The sequence below is a fragment of the Mycobacterium sp. DL592 genome (assembly GCF_011694515.1).
Classification (GTDB): domain Bacteria; phylum Actinomycetota; class Actinomycetes; order Mycobacteriales; family Mycobacteriaceae; genus Mycobacterium.
Map to the genome: position 1 here is coordinate 1,569,209 of NZ_CP050192.1, position 19,323 is coordinate 1,588,531.

General features: G+C 67.1%; 18 protein-coding genes and 1 tRNA gene. 12 read left to right on the forward strand and 7 right to left on the reverse strand.

The genetic code is table 11. From position 1 onward, the window contains the following. Nucleotides 1-28: 28 nt before the first annotated feature. A complete protein-coding gene (locus HBE64_RS07570; RefSeq protein WP_167099839.1) occupies nt 29-2,392 on the reverse strand; it encodes an MMPL family transporter in 2,364 nt (787 codons plus the stop codon). A gap of 268 nt (nt 2,393-2,660) precedes the next feature. Here HBE64_RS07570 and HBE64_RS07575 point away from each other — a divergent pair, with 268 nt between their 5' ends. Next, entirely contained in the window at nt 2,661-3,515 is an 855-nt protein-coding gene (locus HBE64_RS07575; RefSeq protein ID WP_167099842.1) for a hypothetical protein, read from the forward strand. Nucleotides 3,516-3,597: 82 nt separating this feature from the next. Here the strand turns inward: HBE64_RS07575 and HBE64_RS07580 are convergent. Together HBE64_RS07580 and orn are read right to left on the reverse strand one after the other, a co-directional pair. Then, a tRNA-His gene (locus tag HBE64_RS07580) sits at nt 3,598-3,673 on the reverse strand. Between the two features lie 28 nt (nt 3,674-3,701). Next, nucleotides 3,702-4,337, reverse strand: coding sequence for an oligoribonuclease (gene orn, locus HBE64_RS07585; RefSeq protein WP_167099844.1), 636 nt, complete (start codon nt 4,335-4,337; stop codon nt 3,702-3,704). A 114-nt stretch (nt 4,338-4,451) separates the two neighbouring features. Between orn and HBE64_RS07590 the strand changes: the two genes are divergently transcribed. Further along, on the forward strand, nt 4,452-6,032 hold the full coding sequence (locus tag HBE64_RS07590) for a helicase HerA-like domain-containing protein (RefSeq protein WP_167099846.1): 1,581 nt from the start codon (nt 4,452-4,454) through the stop codon (nt 6,030-6,032). On the opposite strand, the gene cmrA is transcribed toward HBE64_RS07590, so the two are convergent. Next, nucleotides 6,029-6,835 carry a mycolate reductase gene (cmrA, locus tag HBE64_RS07595; RefSeq protein ID WP_167099849.1) on the reverse strand — a complete coding sequence of 269 codons (807 nt, stop codon included), beginning with the start codon at nt 6,833-6,835 and terminating at the stop codon, nt 6,029-6,031. The two genes, HBE64_RS07590 and cmrA, sit on opposite strands and share 4 nt — an antisense overlap. Before the next feature lie 72 nt (nt 6,836-6,907). Here cmrA and HBE64_RS07600 point away from each other — a divergent pair, with 72 nt between their 5' ends. Continuing rightward, nucleotides 6,908-8,212, forward strand: a complete 1,305-nt coding sequence (locus tag HBE64_RS07600) for an MFS transporter (RefSeq protein WP_167099852.1) — start codon at nt 6,908-6,910, stop codon at nt 8,210-8,212. On the opposite strand, the gene HBE64_RS24975 is transcribed toward HBE64_RS07600, so the two are convergent. Continuing rightward, on the reverse strand, nt 8,209-8,535 hold the full coding sequence (locus tag HBE64_RS24975) for an MmpS family transport accessory protein (RefSeq protein WP_371744173.1): 327 nt from the start codon (nt 8,533-8,535) through the stop codon (nt 8,209-8,211). The genes HBE64_RS07600 and HBE64_RS24975 overlap by 4 nt on opposite strands. Before the next feature lie 93 nt (nt 8,536-8,628). Continuing rightward, entirely contained in the window at nt 8,629-8,976 is a 348-nt protein-coding gene (locus HBE64_RS24980) for a hypothetical protein (RefSeq protein ID WP_371744113.1), read from the reverse strand. A gap of 137 nt (nt 8,977-9,113) precedes the next feature. On the opposite strand from HBE64_RS24980, the gene HBE64_RS07610 reads away from it, so the two are divergent. The 3 genes from HBE64_RS07610 to HBE64_RS07620 all read left to right on the forward strand — a co-directional run bounded on the left by HBE64_RS07610 (nt 9,114) and on the right by HBE64_RS07620 (nt 11,419). Next, nucleotides 9,114-10,946, forward strand: coding sequence for a S9 family peptidase (locus HBE64_RS07610; RefSeq protein WP_167099855.1), 1,833 nt, complete (start codon nt 9,114-9,116; stop codon nt 10,944-10,946). A gap of 63 nt (nt 10,947-11,009) precedes the next feature. Continuing rightward, entirely contained in the window at nt 11,010-11,219 is a 210-nt protein-coding gene (locus HBE64_RS07615; RefSeq protein WP_167099858.1) for a hypothetical protein, read from the forward strand. A gap of 44 nt (nt 11,220-11,263) precedes the next feature. After that, entirely contained in the window at nt 11,264-11,419 is a 156-nt protein-coding gene (locus HBE64_RS07620; protein ID WP_167099861.1) for a DUF6131 family protein, read from the forward strand. On the opposite strand, the gene HBE64_RS07625 is transcribed toward HBE64_RS07620, so the two are convergent. Beyond that, nucleotides 11,407-12,042, reverse strand: coding sequence for a TetR/AcrR family transcriptional regulator (locus HBE64_RS07625; RefSeq protein WP_167099863.1), 636 nt, complete (start codon nt 12,040-12,042; stop codon nt 11,407-11,409). The genes HBE64_RS07620 and HBE64_RS07625 overlap by 13 nt on opposite strands. 95 nt (nt 12,043-12,137) lie before the next feature. On the opposite strand from HBE64_RS07625, the gene HBE64_RS07630 reads away from it, so the two are divergent. From HBE64_RS07630 to pdhA, 6 genes are all read left to right on the forward strand, one after another. Beyond that, nucleotides 12,138-13,688, forward strand: coding sequence for a carboxyl transferase domain-containing protein (locus HBE64_RS07630; protein WP_167099866.1), 1,551 nt, complete (start codon nt 12,138-12,140; stop codon nt 13,686-13,688). A gap of 2 nt (nt 13,689-13,690) precedes the next feature. Beyond that, a complete protein-coding gene (locus HBE64_RS07635) occupies nt 13,691-15,715 on the forward strand; it encodes an acetyl/propionyl/methylcrotonyl-CoA carboxylase subunit alpha (RefSeq protein ID WP_167099869.1) in 2,025 nt (674 codons plus the stop codon). Then, nucleotides 15,708-16,871 (forward strand): acyl-CoA dehydrogenase family protein, encoded by a 1,164-nt coding sequence (locus tag HBE64_RS07640; RefSeq protein ID WP_167099872.1) that lies wholly within the window; start codon nt 15,708-15,710, stop codon nt 16,869-16,871. The genes HBE64_RS07635 and HBE64_RS07640 overlap by 8 nt, the downstream gene beginning before the upstream one ends. Then, entirely contained in the window at nt 16,868-17,347 is a 480-nt protein-coding gene (locus HBE64_RS07645) for a MaoC family dehydratase (RefSeq protein WP_167099875.1), read from the forward strand. The genes HBE64_RS07640 and HBE64_RS07645 overlap by 4 nt, the downstream gene beginning before the upstream one ends. After that, nucleotides 17,347-18,165 (forward strand): CoA ester lyase, encoded by an 819-nt coding sequence (locus HBE64_RS07650; protein WP_167099878.1) that lies wholly within the window; start codon nt 17,347-17,349, stop codon nt 18,163-18,165. The genes HBE64_RS07645 and HBE64_RS07650 overlap by 1 nt, the downstream gene beginning before the upstream one ends. A 104-nt stretch (nt 18,166-18,269) precedes the next feature. Further along, entirely contained in the window at nt 18,270-19,322 is a 1,053-nt protein-coding gene (gene pdhA / locus HBE64_RS07655) for a pyruvate dehydrogenase (acetyl-transferring) E1 component subunit alpha (protein WP_167099882.1), read from the forward strand. The last annotated feature ends 1 nt before the right edge of the window (nt 19,323 follow it).

The following is a 19,323-nucleotide window of genomic DNA, read 5'->3' on the forward strand; positions in this document are numbered from 1 at the left end:
ATAGTGGCGTGGTCAGGACTAAGCACACTCATCGGCGGGGTTCAGCAGCACCCGCCGCGGCCTGGTTGCAGTCCTTCATCTGCCCGAAAACATCTCGGCTCGCACCGATTTCGTCATTCCGTCTCGGCGCTGATTCACTCAACCCGATCCGATCATGCAACCTGACAAGGTGTTTGGGCGCCCACCAATTCGTCTTGCCCATCAGATGCATCAATGCCGGGACGAGGATGGTTCGGATGATTGTCGCGTCAACCAAGATAGCGAGTGTCAGCCCGACACCGAACATCCGCATGAACGACACGTCTGCCGCGGCCAACGCGGCGAATGAAATAGACATGATGACTGCGGCCGCGGTGATGACCCGTCCGGTCCGCGCCAGCCCCAGCGCCACACTTTCGTCGTTCGCCGCCGGCGTCTGGTCGGAGGCCAGCCAGTACTCCCGGATCCGCGAAACGAGGAATACCTCATAGTCCATCGAGATCCCGAATGCGATGCAGAACAACAAAACTGGCATCGCCGCCGACAGCGTTCCAGTGGCGGTGGTGCCGAAGCCGCCCAGATGGCCCTCTTGAAAAAACCATACGATCGCGCCGAAGGCGGCGGTCAGAGACACGACGTTGAGCAGTATCGCTTTGAGCGGTATCACCACACTGCCCGACAGCAGGAACAGCAGAACGAACGTGACTGCACCGATGAGGCCAAGTACGAGTGGCAGCCGTGACGTGACCGCGTCGCCGTTGTCGCGATTGGTCTGGGCATCCCCGGTCAGAACCACTCTCGTCCCGCCCGGCGTCGGCACCTGGTGGAGCTGGTCGAGCTGACGGTTGGAGGCCGCCGAGTACAGCGGGGCGCTACTCGCGACGGTCAGGAACGCGCTGCCGTCGGCCACTCCGGTGGGTCCGGTTGCCGGACCGACCAAGGTTCCGCCGGCGAACGCACCTGCGGGCGCCGAGACCGACAACACGTTTGGCACTTGAGACAGCCGTGCCGCGTAATCTGCCAGTTCCTGATCGCCGACCCGCGCGGCATCGCGGATCACGACAGTCACGTTGTCCGCCACGTCCATGGCGAAGTCGTCCCGGATCCGGTCGCCGACCTGCCGCGCCGAAGCGGTCGTCGCCAGTACCCGATCGTCGGGCGAGCCCCACTTGAGCCCGAGAAACGGCGTGCCGGCCAGCACGAGAACGGCGACGACGACAATGGTGATCGGCACCGAATGCCGAATGACCACATTGGCCGATCGAAACCAGAACGAGTCTTCGACTGCCGGATCGGGGCAGGAGCGGTCTGGGATGCGATGGCGGCCGCAGCGAACCATCGCCGGCGGGAGCGCAGTTCGTTTGCGGGAACGCCAGGTGAGCCGCCTGAGGTCCAACGCATCCAGCCGCGGCCCGAAGACGACGATCGCCGCGGGAGTCACCACGATGGCCGCGAGCGCGGCGAAGGACACCACCGCAACTCCGGCGTAGGCGAACGACTTCAGGAAGTACATCGGAAACAGTGCCATTGGCAGCATCGCCAGTCCGACCGTGACGGCAGAGAACACCACAGTCCGGCCACTGGTCACCATGGTGCGAACCAATGCGGTGTCACGCTCTTCGCCGGCAGCCAGCTCGTCACGGAATCGGCTCACCAGCAGGAGGGTGTAGTCGATCGCTAGAGCAAGCCCCATAGCCACGCTGAGATTCAGCGCAAAGATCGATACATCGGTGAATGAAGCAACGGCCCGCAACACGGCCATCGTTCCGACGATCGCCAGGATGCCGACCATCAACGGCACCGCCGCGCACGGCAGACCGCCGAAGACCCAGACCAACACCAGGAAGCTCAGCGGAATGGCGATCGCCTCCATGCTGAGCAGATCATGCTCCGTTTGGCGGCTTATCTGTGCGTAGACCGCAGCGGGTCCGCCGAACCTCACCGTGACGCCATCTCGGTCCTGCGTCAGCTCCTCATCGAGAGTTTCCGCGTACCGCTGCGCCGCATTGTCGTCGCCGGTGATACCAGCGATGATCAGGCCGGTCTTGCCGTCTTTGCTGATCAGCGAACCGGCCGCGTCGGAGGACACCGTCCACGGTGAGGTCACGTCGGCCACGTGGGGGGACTGTTCCAACTTCGCCACAATGTCCGCGCCCGCGGCGCGGGCGGTGTCACTTTGGACACCGCGATCAGAGGTCACAGCGATGAGGACCTTCATGTCGCCTTGATGGAACCTGTCGGCGAGCAGCCCGTCGGCTTCGGAGGATTCCGAGGAGGGGTCGTCGAAGCCTCCAGCGGAGAGGGCCTTTCCGACGGGAATCCCGAAGATCGCTGCGACGATGGCTAACGTCACTGCTGCCAGCAACACCCGCCGGGGAGCTGCGATCGCCAGTCGGGCAATGCGGTGCAACACCTCGCAGACCCTTTCGGTTTGAACCCGGCCAACGTATCAGTACTTCGCAGTGTTCCGAGGCTTATGCGAGGCGGCGCCCCCGGCGCTCACAGGCAGCCGCGGCTGGCCCCATCGCCGCTCAAGTGCGTTCTCCCGGAAGCTATTCCGCCGCAGCGGGTGGCCCACTCCGGGCAGGAGTTGCTTGGGACATGCTGGGAACTCCCTGTGTTCAGCGGTGGTGCGCCGCTTCCGCACGGTGCTCGCGCCTGGAGCCTGAGACACTTCGGACATGCCATTGCCTCCCGGTCAATACGTCTTGCGCAAGCTGCCGCACATCACCGCGCTGTTCTGGGCGCAGAAGATCTTGGCCACCACACTGGGGGAGACGGCCGGCGACTACTTCTCCCAGACCCTGGGGTTGGGCACCCTTCTCTCCGCTGGGCTGCTGCTCGCCATCTTTCTTGTCGCGGTGACAATTCAGTTGCGCGCCAGCCGGTTTAATCCGGCGCTGTTCTGGATCGTGGTGGTCCTCACCAGTACGGCAGGCACCACGATCTCGGACTACATCAACTACACGTCGCACCTCGGGCAGCTCGCCGGCGTGACGATCCTCGGCAGTGGACTCGCTGTGGTGATGCTGATCTGGTGGCGCAGCGGCCAGACCCTCAACGTCGAGAACGTCGCCACCCTCACCGGTGAGGTGCTGTTCTGGATCGCCGTCGTCTTCTCCAACAGCCTCGGCACCTCCACCGGCGACTACTTGGCCGGCGGCCTGGGTGCGGGCCTGCGACCCGCCGCACTGATGCTCACCGCGGCCATGCTGGTGCTGTTGGCCGCGCACTACTTCACCAACATCAACACCATGCTGCTGTTCTGGATCGCCTTCATCCTCACTCGGCCCTGGGGCGCCGAGGTGGGGAACATCTTGAGCAGGAGCCACGATCGCGGCGGCCTGGGCTTGGGCAACGCTGGCGCCTCCGCGATCCTCATCGCCGCGTTGGTGGTGCTGGTGGTCTACCAAATCTTCGAGATCCGGCGCCATCCCCTGGCGCCGTTGCCGTTACCGATGAACCGCCGTACCGGGCAGCCGCAGCGCCCCAACGGTGCCGTCGTCACCGTCGCGGTGGACCGCCCGACGGTGTAGCCGCTCAGACCGATCGGCGATGCGAGGCGGTAACGCGCCCACGAAAAAAGTCAGGGGCCCTCGAAAGGGCCCCTGACCTAGTTGGGGTGGCTGACGGGACTCGAACCCGCGACAGCCAGGATCACAACCTGGTGCTCTACCAACTGAACTACAGCCACCATTGCCGGAAAACCGGCGTCGTCGATACTAGCCGCTTTCGCCCTCGACAGCCGAATCGGTATCGCCGACCTTGTCAATCTCGGCCGCCGCGGCGGCGATCTCGCTGGTAGTCGGCCCCGGCAGCGGCACGAAGGCGGTCCGCCGGTAGTACTTCAGCTCGCGGATCGACTCGCGGATATCGGCCAGCGCGCGATGCGCGAGCCCCTTCTCCGGCTGCCCGTAGTAGATCCGGGGATACCAGCGCCGGCACAGTTCCTTGATGGAACTGACGTCGATCATCCGGTAGTGCAGATACTCGTCCAGCGCGGGCATGTCCCGGCAGATGAAACCGCGGTCGGTGGCGATCGAATTCCCGGCCAGCGGCGCGGTCTTGGCCGACTTCACATGCGTGCGGATGTAGTCGAGCACCAGCTGCTCGGCGGCGGGCACGTCGATGGTCGAGGCCCGCACCTCTTCGGTAAGCCCCGACCGGTGATGCATCTTGGCGACGACTTCCACCATGCCGCCCAGTGCCTCGTCATCGGCGTGGATGACGACGTCGACGCCGTCACCCAGGACGTTGAGGTCGGCGTCGGTCACCAGAGCAGCGATCTCGATGAGACGGTCGGTCCGCAGGTCCAGGCCCGTCATCTCGCAGTCGATCCACACCAATTCTTCACGCACAGCGATCCACAGTAAGCCCACGGCGCATCGCGGCGCGGTTCCACCCGCCCCGGAGCTCCGATGGCAAGTAGTGTCTTACCGGCTAACACGCAAGAAATGACGGAGGTTCGGGCCATGACGAGCGAATCGACAGCGACACCTGCCCAGCAGATCGCCGCCGGCTACGCCAGCACCGGGCAGACGCTCGACCTCGGCTCCGTCGTCGTCGACGGCGTCGTCGATCCCGCCGCGCAGGTCCGCATCCCGCTGTCGATGATGAACCGTCACGGCCTGGTGGCCGGCGCGACGGGCACCGGCAAGACCAAGACCCTTCAGGTCATCGCCGAGCAGCTCTCCGCCGCCGGCGTTCCCGTGGTGATGGCCGACATCAAGGGTGACCTCTCCGGGTTGTCCCGGCCCGGCGAAGCCAGTGAGCGCACGTCGCAGCGCGCCACGGAGACCGGCGACGACAACTGGGTCGGCGCACCGTTCCCGGTGGAGTTCCTGTCCCTGGGCACCGAAGGCATCGGGGTTCCGGTGCGCGCGACGATCTCCGCGTTCGGTCCGATCCTGCTGTCAAAGGTGTTGGGGCTCAACGCAACCCAGGAGTCGACGCTCGGGCTGATCTTCCACTGGGCCGACCAGCAGGGCCTGCCCCTGCTGGACCTGAAGGATCTGCGCTCGGTGATCACCTACCTCACCAGCGACGAGGGCAAAGAACAGCTCAAGACCATCGGTGGGGTGTCCTCGCAGACCGCGGGCGTCATCCTGCGCGCACTGGTCAACCTGCAAGCCGACGGCGGCGACACCTTCTTCGGTGAGCCCGCCATCGACCCCGCCGACCTGTTGCGGGTCGACGCCCAGGGCCGCGGCGTGATCACGCTCTTCGAGCTGGGCGACCAGGCGGCCCGGCCGGTGATGTTCTCCACGTTCCTGATGTGGGTGCTGGCCGACCTGTTCACCTATCTGCCCGAGGTCGGCGACGTCGACAAGCCCAAGCTGGTGTTCTTCTTCGACGAGGCCCACCTGCTGTTCAACGACGCCTCCAAGGCCTTCCTGTCGCAGGTCGAACAGACTGTCAAGCTGATCCGCTCCAAGGGCGTCGGCGTCTTCTTCTGTACCCAGCTGCCCACCGACGTGCCCAACAACGTGCTCTCCCAGCTGGGCGCCCGCATCCAGCACGCGCTGCGCGCCTTCACCCCCGACGACCAGGCGGCGCTGACCAAGACCGTCCGCACCTACCCCAAGACCCAGTTTTACGACCTGGCGACGGACCTGACCGCACTCGGCATCGGCGAGGCGATCGTCACCGTGCTCTCCGAGCGGGGCGCCCCGACGCCGGTAGCGTGGACCCGGTTGCGCCCGCCGCAGTCGCTGATGGCCAGCATCGGCCCGGACTACATCAAGGCCAGCGCCCAGGCCAGCCCGCTGTTCCTCAAGTACGGCCAGACCATCGACCGCGAGTCGGCTTACGAGATGCTGGCAGCCAAGATGGCCCCGCCGCCCGAGGAGTCCGTGGGCACCGACCTGCCGCCGATCCTGCCGACCGGCATCGACCTTCCGCCGATGCCCGCGCCGGTTCAGAAGGCCGAGCCCGGTGTGCTCGACCAGGTGATGAACAGCCCGGCGTTCAAGAGCGCCATGCGCTCGGCGGGCACGGTCATCGGGCGCGAGATCACCCGCAGTATCTTCGGAACGGGCCGCCGGGGGCGCTAGTCCCCGCCCAGCTTCTTGTACACCGCGCCGACGATCGGCGTGACGATCGACCGCGGCGCATACCCCGAAGCCACCGACATCGCCTTGGACGTCACCCCCGGAACCACGCGCATCTTGTTGCGCTCCAAGGCATCCAGTGAAATCCGCGCCGTGTACTCGGTGTCGATCCACAGGAAGTCGGGGATCAACCGCTCCACCAATGACTGTTCGGCCGGGTCGGGCAGCTCGGTGCGCACCGGGCCGGGCGCCAGCAACGTGACGTGCACCCCGGCACTCTTGACCTCCCCGCGCAGCGACTCGCTGAACGTGTTGGCGAACGCCTTGGTCGCCGCATAGGTCGCGTTGTTCGGGATGGGGGAGTTGCCTGCCGCCGACCCGGAGATCAGGATGCCGCCGGACCTGCGGGCCACCATCTGCGGCAGCACCGCGAGCACCAGGTCGTGCACGCCAAGCACGTTGAGCTGCACCTGGGCCTTCTCGCCCTCGGGATCGAGCTTGGCCACCGGACCGAATGTCGCCGTGCCCGCGTTGGCGCACAGGATCGAGATGTCCCGGGCGGCCAGCTCGTCGGCCAGCGCGCCCCGTGCCGCCGGGTCGGCGAGGTCTACGGCCCGCACTTCGACGGTCACGCCGTAGCGATCGGTCAGCCGGGCGGCCAGCTCGGAGAGCACCTCGCCGCGGCGGGCGGTGACGATCAGGCTGTGGCCGCGGGCGGCGAGTTCGGTGGCCAGCGCCTCACCGATGCCCTGGGAGGCTCCGGTGACGACGGCGCGACTGTCCGGTGAGGGTGCGGGGACTGGCATGCGGCCATCGTAAGGGGGGAGGCCCGGCGGGCAGGAGCGGAGCGACTTGGGGAGGTCGCTAGTCTGGCCCGCATGAGCACCCCCGCGTTGGGTTCACCGATTGCCGGGCGGTCCAAGATCGTGGCGTGGGCACTGTGGGACTTCGGTGCCGTCGGCTTGATCGCCATCGTGGCCACTTTCGTCTATCCGGTTTACCTGACCAGCACGGTCGGCGCGAACCTGCCGGGCGGCACCTCGGCGGCCAGCTGGCTGGGCCGTTCGCTGACGATCGCCGGGATAACAGTGGCGCTGCTGGCGCCGCTGACCGGGGTGCTGGTTCAGGCTCCGAACCGACGCCGGGCCGCGCTGACCCTGCTGACCACGCTGGTGGTGCTATCGACCTGTGCGATGAGCCTGATCCGGGCGCAGCCCGCCTACTTCGCCGCCGGACTGCTGCTGTTGGCGTTCACCAGCGCCTGCGGGGATATCGCCAGCGTCCCGTACAACTCCATGCTCAAGCAGCTGACCACCCCGCAGAACGCCGGGCGTATCTCCGGCTTCGGCGCCGGCGCCGCGTACCTCGGCAGCGTGGCTCTGCTGGCGATCGTCTACGTTGGTTTCGTCGGCGGCACCGGCCCCACCCGCGGCCTGTTCGGTGTCCCGGTCGAAGACGGCCAGAACATCCGCGTGGCCATGCTCGTGACGGCTGGCTGCTACGCGGTCATGGCACTGCCGCTCCTGCGGACCGCGCACACGCTCAACCCGGTCGGTGAGCCCGAGCCTGCACCCGTCAGCGTGCTGGGCGGCTACCGGCAGCTGTGGCTCGACCTCAAGTCGGAGTGGCGCCGTGACCGCAACCTGGTCTACTACCTGGGGGTCAGCGCCGTCTTTAGGGACGGGCTGGCCGGTGTCTTCGCCTTCGGCGCGGTGCTCGGTGTCGGCGTCTACGGAGTCTCGCAGTCCGACGTGCTGATCTTCGGCGTGGTGGCCTCGACGGTCGCGGCCACCGGCGCGGTGGTCGGCGGCCTGCTCGACGACCGGATCGGCGGCAAGCGGGTGATCGTTGGCTCGCTGGCGGCCATGATCGTCGTCGGGCTGACCCTGCTGAGCCTGTCCGGCCCGGTGGCCTTCTGGGTGTGCGGGCTGCTGCTGTGCCTGTTCATCGGACCCATCCAGTCGGCGTCGCGCACCCTGCTGCTGCGGATGGCCAGCCACGGCAAGGAGGCGGTCGCCTTCGGCCTGTTCACCATGGCCGGGCGGGCCGCGGCCTTCCTGGCCCCGTGGCTGTTCTTCGTCTTCGTCGATGCCTTCAACGCCGACCGCGCCGGGTTGGGCGGCATCTGCGTGGTGCTGGCCGCCGGCTTGATCGGGATGCTGGCGGTGAAGGTTCCGCGCTAGGCGGCGCCGGTGCAGATGGTCAGCCCCCGCCCGGAGCGCTGCCGCACCTGAACGCCGTTGACCGACACGCTGCACGTCACGTCACGCCCGACGTTGACCACCGCGACGCTGGCGGACCCGCGCGCCGGTGAGGACAAGCTGACTTCCTTACTCCACGGCAGCATCACGTTGAACTCGGTCTGCATGACCCCGCCGGTGTCGACGTAGGTGATGTTGATGGCCCGGCCGTCACCGTCGACCTTGTAGACGACGGTATCGGTGCCCGTCGGGCTGGTGGTTTCGCCGGGAAGCGGCGCGGTCGGGGCGCCGCTGGGTGTCGGCAGCGTGGCGACTACATCTACACGTTGCTCTACTTCTTTCTGTTCTGAATGTTACGGAGCACACCGAGATCTATACGATCATCTTCTTCGGCAGCGTCAGATGTGGCTAAGAGACAGCACCGCAACCGTGGACTCCCTCGACGAACTGGTGACGATCACCAGCGCGATGACGAGCCCGACCACGAGCAACACGGCCACCCCGGCCAGGATCCACAACCAGCGCGGCGACTTGGGCGGTTGCGGGGGAGGCGGGTCCGCAGGTGGGTAGCCGGTGCCGGGCTGCCAGTATGTGGGCAGCTGCTCGGTGGGTTGCGTCGCCGGCGGAACGTATCCCGACCCGTAGCCGTAGTACTGCCCCGCGTAGGCGGGGTCGCCGTTCGGCGGGTAGCCGGTACCCGCCTGCTGCGTCGGGTCTGACCACTCTGTTCGACGCGGATCGCTCATTGCCACCTCATGCCTGCAGGGTACCGAGTCTCGGCAGCCCCTGGTTTCCCCCGAAAGCTCAGCACCGTGTTTACCACCGGTGGGCCGCGTGGAACGTGGTACCGGGTAACTGCGTGGTCAGCGACGAGTGAGGTGACGTGGAGCGGGACGTTCGGGCGACATACGGCGCTTCGGTCTCACCCGATGGCACCGCCTTCGCCCATCTCGTCGACGACGGCGGTTACCCGCGCGCAGTCCAGCGGTTCCTGCGCGGCAGGCATGCCAGCGCCTCGCGGGACGTTGAGCTGCCTGTCGACGGGCCGGTGACCAAGGTGATCCATTCCGCCGACGGCCACTGGCTGGCCTGCCAGGTTGCCCCCGACGGTGGCACCCGCACCCAGATCTGGGTGGTCACCACCGACCCCGACGACCGGATGGCGCGGCGGATCGATCGGATGGACACCGGCACCGCCGAGCTGATCGCCTGGGACGGCACCCGGGTGTGCGCGATCCTCACCGGGCAGGACGGAGTGGGCCAGTCCACGCTGATCGACCCGGCCGACGGTGCGGTGAGCGTGCTGGATCGCCGCTCCGGGGGCAGGCTGATCGACGCGTGGGCCGATTCGGCGTTGATCAGAGTCGGCCCGCGCGGCTACCGCGAGTTGATCATGCTGCGCGGGACGACCGAAATCGCTTTGCTCCCTTCGGATCCCGGATCGAGCACCGAGTCGGGTGTCATTCTCGACGACCACGTACCCCGTCGGCTCCGCTCGGGTCCCGACGGTGAGCTGACCACCCTTTACCCGCCGGGCGAATACGTGCGCGCTCTGATTCGCAGCGACAACGGTGCCTCGCACGCCCGCCTGCTCGAGGTCACTGTCACCCCGGACGGCGTCGCCTACCACGTCGTCGCCGAACGGGCCGGGCACGATCTCGATGAGTTCGTCGTCAGCGACGACCTGTCGACCGTGGCCCTGTTGTGGAACATCAACGGCTGCAGTGAGTTACAGATTCTGGAGTACGCCGACAACACGCTGACCGAACCGATCCCGCTACCCAACATGGTGGCCGGTGAACTCTCCATCAGCGCGGGCGGGTCACTGGTCGCGATGACGGTGCAGGGACCGGATCTGCCGCGCACTGTCGAAGTGGTGGACCCCCGGTCACGGCAGTGGGAGCGCATCGACCGCAAGCCCAGCAGTGGCCCGGTCTCGTCCGCACCGGCGTTGCACACCCTGATGGCACGCGACGGCCGCCGACTGTCGGGCTGGTTGTATCGCCCGGCGCCGCAGGTCGAACAGATCGGTGCGCTCGTCTACTTGCACGGCGGACCGGAGGGGCAGGCGCGGCCGGGTTACAGCGAGATCTTCCCGCACCTGCTCGACGAGGGAGTGACGGTGTTCGCCGTGAACGTGCGGGGCTCGGGTGGTTTCGGCCGCGAGTTCTGCCACGCCGACGACCGGGACAAGCGCTTCGCCGCGATCGACGACGTCGCCGACTGCGCCCAATACCTTGTCTCGCAAAACCATGCCGAACCCGGTCGCATCGCGTGTGCCGGTTGGTCCTACGGCGGCTATCTGACGATGGCAGCATTGGCGTTTCATCCCGGACTGTTCGTCGCGGGGGTCAGCATCTGCGGAATGAGTGACCTGACGACGTTCTACCGCAATACCGAACCGTGGATCGCCGCCGCCTCCTATGCCGAATACGGGCATCCGGTTGCCGATCGCGCGCTTCTGGAGGCACTTTCCCCGCTGCGCCGAGTGCAGTCATTGACCGCGCCGTTGCTGGTCGTTCACGGCGCCAACGACACCAACGTGCCGGTCAGCGAGTCCGAGCAGATGGTCGAGGCGCTGCACAGACTCGGCCGAAAGGTGCGCTATCTGCTCTTCGCCGATGACGGGCACGAGATCACCCGACGCGAGAACCACACTGTCCTGGCCGGCGCGGTGGCCGACTGGCTGAAGACCTCTTTTGGCTCAAATGTTTAGGGAACTGTCGGACGGGTAAACCCCTGTCCGCCAAGTGGTGCGGACTATCGAGGGAGGCTCACCATGCGAGGCCGCGGAATTCTGGGAGTGATCGTGATCGTCTGGCTGCTGATCGGAGTATTCGCTACCTGGCAGCGCGGCTACTTTTCGAACACCCAAGCCAACTGCGCTACGGCAGGGTCCATCGCTTTGACTGTCGTTGCCGGACCGTTGAACTACGGCGGCGTCAATCCCAAAGTGGCGGACTGCAACCTGCCGCAGCCCAGCCAGTAGTAGGGCGAAAGAAGTTCAGCAAGCAACGTTTTGAAGGAGAAACAATGATTGTGTTCGGAGCGATTCTGCTCATCCTGGGATTCGTGCTGAAGATCCAGATCCTGTGGACCATCGGCATCATCCTGCTCGTTGTCGGTGCGGTCCTGTGGCTGTTGGGTGCCGTCGGACGGCCGGTCGCGGGTCGCCGCTACTGGTATTGACCGACTGCGCGGCGCTGACGGTCGCCCGTTGTTGACAACGCGGCGACCGTCATCGCCCGCAGGACATCGCGTGAACGCCCCGGGTCGGCCTTTGCCGCCAGGGGCTTCATGCTGTGTGGGGTGGAGTTGAGCAGACCGAACACCGCGTGCGCCATCAGGCGCGCCTCGGATTCATCGAGTGCCGGGTCGAGTTCGCGGAGCACCGACACCCACACTTCGACGTAGCTGCGCTGGGCCCGGCGCACCTGTCGCTGCGCGGCCGCAGGCAGGTTGGCCATGTCGCGGTCCTGAATTCGGATCAGGTCCGACTCGCCCAGCGCGAAGTCGAGATGGAACTCGATCAGACCCTCCAGCGCCCCTGCCGCGGTATCGGCCCCCGCCACCACCGCTTGGGCGCCGGCCAGCAGCCGGGTGCTGATGCCCACCAGGAGCTCGACCAACAGCGCTTCTTTGTTGGGGAAGTGCCGATAGATCGCCGGGCCGCTGACCCCGGCGGCCGAGCCGATGTCCTCGAGCCGCACCGCCAGGAAGCCCTTCTCGGCCATCAGTCGTTCGGCGGCCGCCAGCAGAGCGGAGCGTCGATCCGACTTCTGCCTGCTGCGGCGGCTTGGCGCCTCGGGCATGGAACCCTCCGGGACACGTCTGGACGTTTCGGTTAATCTTCACTAACCTAACACGAGTTAGTCGTCATTAACTCAATTGCGACGGGACCTCGACGATGACTTCACCGGCCGCCAACCGCGAGGCGCACACGCAGCTCGTCGAGCAGCTCCGCGCGAAGCTGGCAGCTGCCGCGCTCGGCGGCCCCGAACGCGCTCGCGAACGGCACGTGTCCCGCGGCAAATTGCTCCCGCGAGATCGGGTCGACGGCCTGCTCGACCCGGGCAGCCCGCTGTTGGAGATCGCACCGCTGGCCGCCGACGGCATGTACGACGATGACTGCCCGGCCGCGGGGATCATCACCGGCATCGGCCGGGTCGCCGGGCGCGAATGCATGATCGTGGCCAACGACGCGACGGTCAAAGGCGGCACCTACTACCCGGTGACCGTCAAGAAGCACCTGCGCGCCCAGGAGATCGCGCTGCAGAACCGGCTGCCCTGCATCTATCTGGTGGACTCTGGCGGAGCGTTCCTGCCACGCCAGGACGAGGTGTTTCCAGACCGCGATCACTTCGGGCGGATCTTCTTCAACCAGGCCACCATGAGCGCCGCGGGCATCGCCCAGATCGCCGCGGTGCTGGGGTCGTGCACCGCCGGCGGCGCCTACGTTCCGGCGATGAGCGACGAAGCCGTCATCGTGCGCAACCAGGGCACGATCTTCCTCGGCGGCCCCCCGCTGGTGAAGGCGGCGACCGGCGAGGTCGTCACCGCCGAGGAGCTCGGCGGCGGCGACCTGCACTCCAAAACCTCCGGTGTCACCGACCATCTCGCCAACGACGACCGCGACGCGCTGCGCATCGTGCGTCGCATCGTCGACACCCTGGGCCCGCGCGAGCCGCGGCCGTGGGAGGTCCGCCCGACCGTCGAGCCCATCGCCGATCAGCACGAGCTCTACGACGTCGTGCCCGTCGATGCCCGGGTGCCCTACGACGTCCACGAGGTCATCACCCGCATCGTCGACGGCGGCGAGTTCACCGAGTTCAAAGCCGAGTACGGCACCACGCTGGTCACCGGATTCGCCCGGATCCACGGCCACCCGGTGGGCATCGTCGCCAACAACGGTGTGCTGTTCGGCGAATCCGCCCTCAAGGGAGCACATTTCATCGAGCTGTGCGACAAGCGGATGGTGCCGCTGGTGTTCCTGCAGAACATCACCGGCTTCATGGTCGGCCGGGACTACGAGGCCGGCGGCATCGCCAAGCACGGCGCCAAGATGGTGACCGCGGTGGCATGTGCGCGGGTTCCGAAGCTCACCGTCGTCATCGGCGGCTCGTACGGGGCGGGCAACTACTCGATGTGTGGGCGCGCGTATTCGCCGCGGTTCCTGTGGATGTGGCCCAACGCTCGTATCTCGGTGATGGGGGGCGAGCAGGCCGCCTCGGTGCTGGCCACCGTCCGCGGCGAGATGACGCCGGAAGAGGAAGAGGCGTTCAAGGCCCCGATCCGCGAACAGTATGAGCACCAGGGCAACCCGTATTACTCGACCGCCCGGCTGTGGGACGACGGCGTGATCGATCCGGCTGACACCAGAACTGTTCTGGGGCTGGCACTTTCGGTCACCGCCAACGCTCCCGTTGAACCGGTGTCCTACGGCGTCTTCAGGATGTGACGATGTTTACCAGAGTCCTTGTCGCCAATAGGGGCGAGATAGCGGTGCGGGTCATGCGTACCCTGCGGGCCATCGGCATCGAATCGGTGGCGGTCTACAGCGACGCCGACGCGGGTGCACGCCACGTCGCCGAGGCCGACGTCGCCGTCCGCATCGGCCCGCCGCCGGCCCGGCAGAGCTATCTGGACATCGACGCGGTGGTTGGTGCTGCGCTGCAGACCGGCGCCCAGGCCGTTCACCCCGGCTACGGATTCCTTTCGGAGAACTCCGATTTCGCCGCAGCGCTGGAGAGCACGGGCATCACGTTCATCGGGCCGCCCAGTGGCGCCATCCGCACCATGGGCGACAAGATCGCATCCAAAGCGGCGGTCTCGGCGTTCGGCGTGCCGGTGGTGCCCGGAATCGCCCGGCCCGGGCTCGCCGACGCCGAGCTCATCGAGGCCGCCGAAGACATCGGGTACCCGATCCTGGTGAAACCGTCCGCGGGCGGCGGCGGCAAGGGGATGCGCCGCGTCGACGACGCCGCCGATCTGCCTGCCGCGCTGGTTGCGTCGCGGCGCGAGTCGGCCGCGGCGTTCGGCGACGACACCCTGTTCCTCGAACGATTCGTCCTGCGGCCCAGGCATATCGAGGTTCAGGTGCTCGCCGACAGCTACGGCACCGTGCTGCATTTCGGTGAGCGGGAGTGCAGCCTGCAGCGCCGCCATCAGAAGGTCATCGAGGAGGCCCCGTCGCCACTGCTGGACGCTGCCACCCGCGCACGCATCGGCGCCGCGGCGTGCAACACCGCCCGAAGCGTCGACTACCGCGGCGCGGGCACCGTCGAGTTCATCGTCTCCGCCGACCGTCCCGACGAGTTCTTCTTCCTGGAGATGAACACCCGGCTGCAGGTTGAGCACCCGGTGACCGAACTGGTCACGGGGTGGGATCTGGTCGAATGGCAGATCCGCATCGCTGCGGGGGAGAAGCTGCACGCGACCCAGGACGACATCACCATGACCGGCCACGCCATCGAGGCCCGGGTGTACGCCGAAGACCCGGCGGCGGGCTTCCTGCCCACCGGCGGGCCGGTGCTGGGACTGCGGGAGCCGGCCGGTGTCGGCGGGCAGGAGCGAAGCGACTCGGGGTTCAACTCACGCGTGCGAGTGGATTCGGGCCTGGCGGTCGGGACGACGGTCGGCAGTGACTACGACCCGATGCTGTCGAAGGTGATCGCCTATGGGGCGGACCGCTCGACCGCGCTGCGCACCCTGGACCGGGCGCTGTCGCAGACAGCGGTGCTGGGGGTGGGCACCAACGTCGAGTTCCTCCGGTTCCTGCTGGCCGACGGCGACGTGGCCGCGGGCCGCCTCGACACCGGGCTGATCGACCGGCTGGTCTATACCGCCGAACCCGTCGACGACGCGGTCCTGATCGCCGCGGCGGCCTACCGCTGGCTGCAGCGATGGCCTGCGACACCGGCAGACCTCTGGGATGTCCCGTCCGGCTGGCGGGCCGGTGAACCTGCCCCCACGAGAATCCGGCTGCGCTCGGGGCCGCGCACCGACCACGTCCACATCACCGGCACACCAGGGGCCGCCACCGCCCGCGTCGAGGACGGTGAAAGTGTCTCGCTTGCAGCCGAACTGGACGGCGACGAGCTCACCGTGACGGTCGGGGGCATCCGCGCCACCTACCTCGCCGCCGTCGACGGTCACCGGATCTGGCTGGCCGGTGCGGGCCGGACGGTCGCGGTCGAGGAGATGCGCGAGGCCTCGGTCCGCGCCGACGACGCGCACAGCGGCGACGCCGAACTCGTCAGCCCGATGCCGGGTTCCGTCGTCGCGGTCAACGTCGGAAACGGTGAGACTGTGCCCGCCGGCACCGTCGTGGTCGTCGTCGAAGCGATGAAGATGGAGCATTCGCTCACCGCCCCGGTCGACGGCGTCGTAGAACTTCTGGTCGCCGTCGGCGACCAGGTGAAGGTGGGTCAGCTGCTCGCCACGATCACAGCCACCACACAAGAGAAAGCCACGTCCGATGAGTGACTTCCTGTCCACGGGAACCCTTCCCGACGAGTATCAGCAACTGGCCAAGACGGTCCGCGACTTCGCGCGCAACGTCGTCGCACCGGTGGCGGCCAAACACGACGCCGAGCATTCCTTCCCCTATGAGGTCGTCGCCGGGATGGCCGACATGGGCTTGTTCGGCCTGCCGTTCCCCGAGGAGTACGGCGGCATGGGAGGCGACTACTTCGCCCTGTGCCTGGCGCTGGAGGAACTCGGCAAGGTCGACCAGAGCGTCGCCATCACCCTGGAGGCCGGGGTGTCGCTCGGCGCGATGCCCGTCTACCGGTTCGGCACCGAGGCCCAGAAGCGGGAATGGCTGCCGCAGTTGACCAGTGGGCAGGCCCTGGGTGCGTTCGGTCTCACCGAGGCCGGCGGTGGCACCGACGCCGGTGCCACCAAGACCACCGCCCGGTTGGATGGGTCAACCTGGGTTATTAATGGCTCCAAGCAGTTCATCACCAACTCCGGAACCGAGATCACCAAGCTGGTCACCGTCACCGCCGTCACCGGAACCGTCGGCGATCGCCGCGAGATCTCCTCGATCCTGGTGCCAGTGCCCACAACGGGATTCACCGCCGAACCGGCCTACGACAAGGTCGGTTGGAACGCCTCCGACACCCATCCGCTGACCTTCGAGGATGTCCGGGTGCCCGCAGAGAACCTGCTCGGTGAACGCGGTCGCGGCTACGCCAACTTCCTGCGCATCCTCGACGAAGGCCGGATCGCCATTGCCGCGCTGTCCACCGGTGCGGCGCAGGGATGTGTCGACGAGAGCGTCAAGTACGCCAAGGAACGCAGCGCCTTCGGCCAGCCGATCGGCCGCTACCAGGCCATCGAGTTCAAGATCGCCCGCATGGAGGCCCGCGCCCATGCCGCCCGCACCGCCTACTACGACGCCGCCGCGCTGATGCTCGCGGGCAAGCCGTTCAAGAAGGAAGCCGCGATCGCCAAGCTCGTCGCGAGTGAAGCCGCGATGGACAACGCGCGCGACGCCACCCAGATCCACGGCGGCTACGGCTTCATGAACGAGTATCCCGTCGCCCGCCACTACCGCGACAGCAAGATCCTCGAAATCGGTGAAGGGACAACCGAAGTGCAGCTGATGCTGATCGCCCGGGAGTTGGGTGTGGCATGACGGAGGAACGGATCGTCGAACAGCGCGGGCTGTGGTTCGAGGAATTCGAACTCGGGGTGCGCTACCTGCACCGGCCAGGGCGCACCATCACCGAGGCCGACAACGTGCTGTTCACCACGCTGACGATGAACACCCAGGCGCTGCATCTGGACGCCGCGTTCTCCGATGCGCTGCCGCCGTTCCATCAGCGGCTGGTGAACTCGATGTTCACGCTGTCGACGCTGGTGGGCCTGTCGGTGGCGCAGCTGACCCAGGGCACCATCGTCGGCAACCTCGGGTTCAGCGAGATCGCCTTCCCCAAACCGCTGTTCCACGGTGACACTCTCTACGCTGAGACGGTGATCACCGACAAGCGGGAGTCCAAAAGCCGCCCCGGTGAAGGCATCGTGACCTTTGCGCACACGGGGCGTAATCAGCACGGCGACATCGTCGCGACGGCTGCCCGCAAGACCATGGTCCGTAAGAGGCCGGTCTGATGACGCTGACCGAACCCGGGCCGGGCTGGCTGTTCTGCCCCGCCGACCGCCCCGAACGCTTCGAAAAGGCAGCGGCTGCAGCCGATGTCGTCATCCTCGACCTCGAGGACGGTGTCGCGGCCAACGACCGCGAGGCCGCGCGGGAGGCGCTGGTGAGCACCCTGCTGGACCCGGGCCGCACCGTCGTGCGCATCAACCCGTCGACCACCGCCGATCACGCACGCGACCTCGAAGTCTTAGCCCGTACCCCGTACACCACCGTGATGCTGGCCAAAACCGAATCCGCCGAGCAGGTCGCAGCGCTGGCCCCGCTGGACGTGGTGGTCCTCGTCGAGACCCCGATCGGTGCACTCGCCGTTACCGAGACCGCCCGGGTCGACAACGCCTACGCGGTGATGTGGGGCGCCGAGGACTTGTTCGCGGTCCTCGGCGGCACCGACAACCGCTACCCGGACGGTAGCTACCGGGAGGTGGCCCGCCATGTGCGCTCGCAGAGCCTGCTGGCCGCCAAGGCCTACGGCAAGCTCGCGCTGGACTCGGTGTTCCTCGACATCAAGAACCTCGACGGGCTGCGCGCCGAGGCCGATGACGCCGTCGCCGTCGGATTCGACGCAAAGGTAGCGATCCACCCTAGCCAGATTGCCGAGATACGGAAGGCCTACCATCCCACCGCCGAGCAAGTACGTTGGGCGCGACACGTATTGGCGGCAGCGCGCGATGAGCGCGGTGTCTTCCAGTACGAGGGCATAATGGTAGATGCCCCGGTGCTGCGGCGAGCAGAGCGTATCGTCCAGCTCTCGCCCGAACCCGGCCGTTAGCTGGCACTCCGCCACAACGGATTTTGCTCTGACCGCCTCCGCGCTGAGCAGACCTGAGGTCGTGACGGCCGAACATGCCGTCCGCGTGGCCACAAGGAGGCGGCATGGGTCAGTTGGTGCAGTTCATCGCACCCGACGGAACCGCTACGGCGGACTCCGACTACCGGCTGCCGCCAGAAACCTTGGCCTGGCTCTACGAACACCTCGTCCTCACCCGCGACCTCGACGGGGAGTTCGTCAACCTGCAGCGCCAGGGCGAATTGGCGCTGTATGCCTCATGTCGCGGGCAGGAAGCCGCCCAGGTCGGTGCCGCGGCGTGCCTGCGCAAGACCGACTGGCTGTTCCCGCAATTTCGTGAGCTCGGCGTCTTCCTGGTGCGCGGTATCGCACCGGGGCAGGTCGCGGCGGTGTGGCGAGGATCCTGGCACGGCGGCCTCGGCTTCACGGCGAAATGTTGTGCGCCGATTACGATCCCCATCGCCACCCACGCCCCGCATGCCGTCGGTGCCGCGATGGCCGCTCAGCGACTCGGCGAGAAGACCGTCACAGTGGCGTTCCTCGGTGACGGCGCCACCAGTGAAGGCGACACCCACGAGGCCATGAACCTGGCCGCCGTCGAGAACGCACCGTGCGTGTTCTTCGTCCAGAACAACCAGTGGGCGATCTCGGTGCCGGCCAGCAGGCAGTACGCCGGGCCGTCGATCGCAGATCGCGCCGCCGGATACGGGATGGCGGGGGTGATCGTCGACGGCAACGACGTCCTGGCCTGTTACCGGGTGATGAGCGAGGCCGCTGAACGTGCCCGCACCGGCGGAGGACCGACCCTGATCGAGGCCATCACCTACCGGATGGGCCCGCACACCACCTCCGATGACGCCGACCGATACCGGCCGGAAGAAGAAGTCGCCCTGTGGGCGGCCCGCGATCCGATCACTCGCTACCGCATCTACCTCGAGTGCCTCGGAGTGCTCGACGAGCGGCTGGAACACCGGGTGGCGGCCCGCTCGGCGCGGCTGCGGGCCGAGCTTCGTGCCGCGGTGGTCGATGCTCCCGAGCCGGATGTAGGGGAGCTCTTCGACGTCGTCTACGCAGAGCCGACGCCGCTGATGGCCACCCAGCGCGCGCAACTGCTGTCCGAAATGGCGAAGGAGAACTGAG

Coding starts and splice junctions, on each gene's coding strand:
- HBE64_RS07630 (WP_167099866.1), top strand. CDS start 12,138: ATGACTTCACCGGCCGCCAACCGCGAGGCGCACACGCAGCTCGTCGAG.
- HBE64_RS07575 (WP_167099842.1), top strand. CDS start 2,661: ATGCCATTGCCTCCCGGTCAATACGTCTTGCGCAAGCTGCCGCACATC.
- HBE64_RS07650 (WP_167099878.1), top strand. CDS start 17,347: ATGACGCTGACCGAACCCGGGCCGGGCTGGCTGTTCTGCCCCGCCGAC.
- pdhA (WP_167099882.1), top strand. CDS start 18,270: ATGGGTCAGTTGGTGCAGTTCATCGCACCCGACGGAACCGCTACGGCG.
- HBE64_RS07625 (WP_167099863.1), bottom strand. CDS start 12,042: ATGCCCGAGGCGCCAAGCCGCCGCAGCAGGCAGAAGTCGGATCGACGC.
- HBE64_RS07645 (WP_167099875.1), top strand. CDS start 16,868: ATGACGGAGGAACGGATCGTCGAACAGCGCGGGCTGTGGTTCGAGGAA.
- HBE64_RS07635 (WP_167099869.1), top strand. CDS start 13,691: ATGTTTACCAGAGTCCTTGTCGCCAATAGGGGCGAGATAGCGGTGCGG.
- HBE64_RS24980 (WP_371744113.1), bottom strand. CDS start 8,976: ATGAGCGATCCGCGTCGAACAGAGTGGTCAGACCCGACGCAGCAGGCG.
- cmrA (WP_167099849.1), bottom strand. CDS start 6,835: ATGCCAGTCCCCGCACCCTCACCGGACAGTCGCGCCGTCGTCACCGGA.
- HBE64_RS07640 (WP_167099872.1), top strand. CDS start 15,708: ATGAGTGACTTCCTGTCCACGGGAACCCTTCCCGACGAGTATCAGCAA.
- HBE64_RS07620 (WP_167099861.1), top strand. CDS start 11,264: ATGATTGTGTTCGGAGCGATTCTGCTCATCCTGGGATTCGTGCTGAAG.
- HBE64_RS07590 (WP_167099846.1), top strand. CDS start 4,452: ATGACGAGCGAATCGACAGCGACACCTGCCCAGCAGATCGCCGCCGGC.
- HBE64_RS07600 (WP_167099852.1), top strand. CDS start 6,908: ATGAGCACCCCCGCGTTGGGTTCACCGATTGCCGGGCGGTCCAAGATC.
- HBE64_RS07615 (WP_167099858.1), top strand. CDS start 11,010: ATGCGAGGCCGCGGAATTCTGGGAGTGATCGTGATCGTCTGGCTGCTG.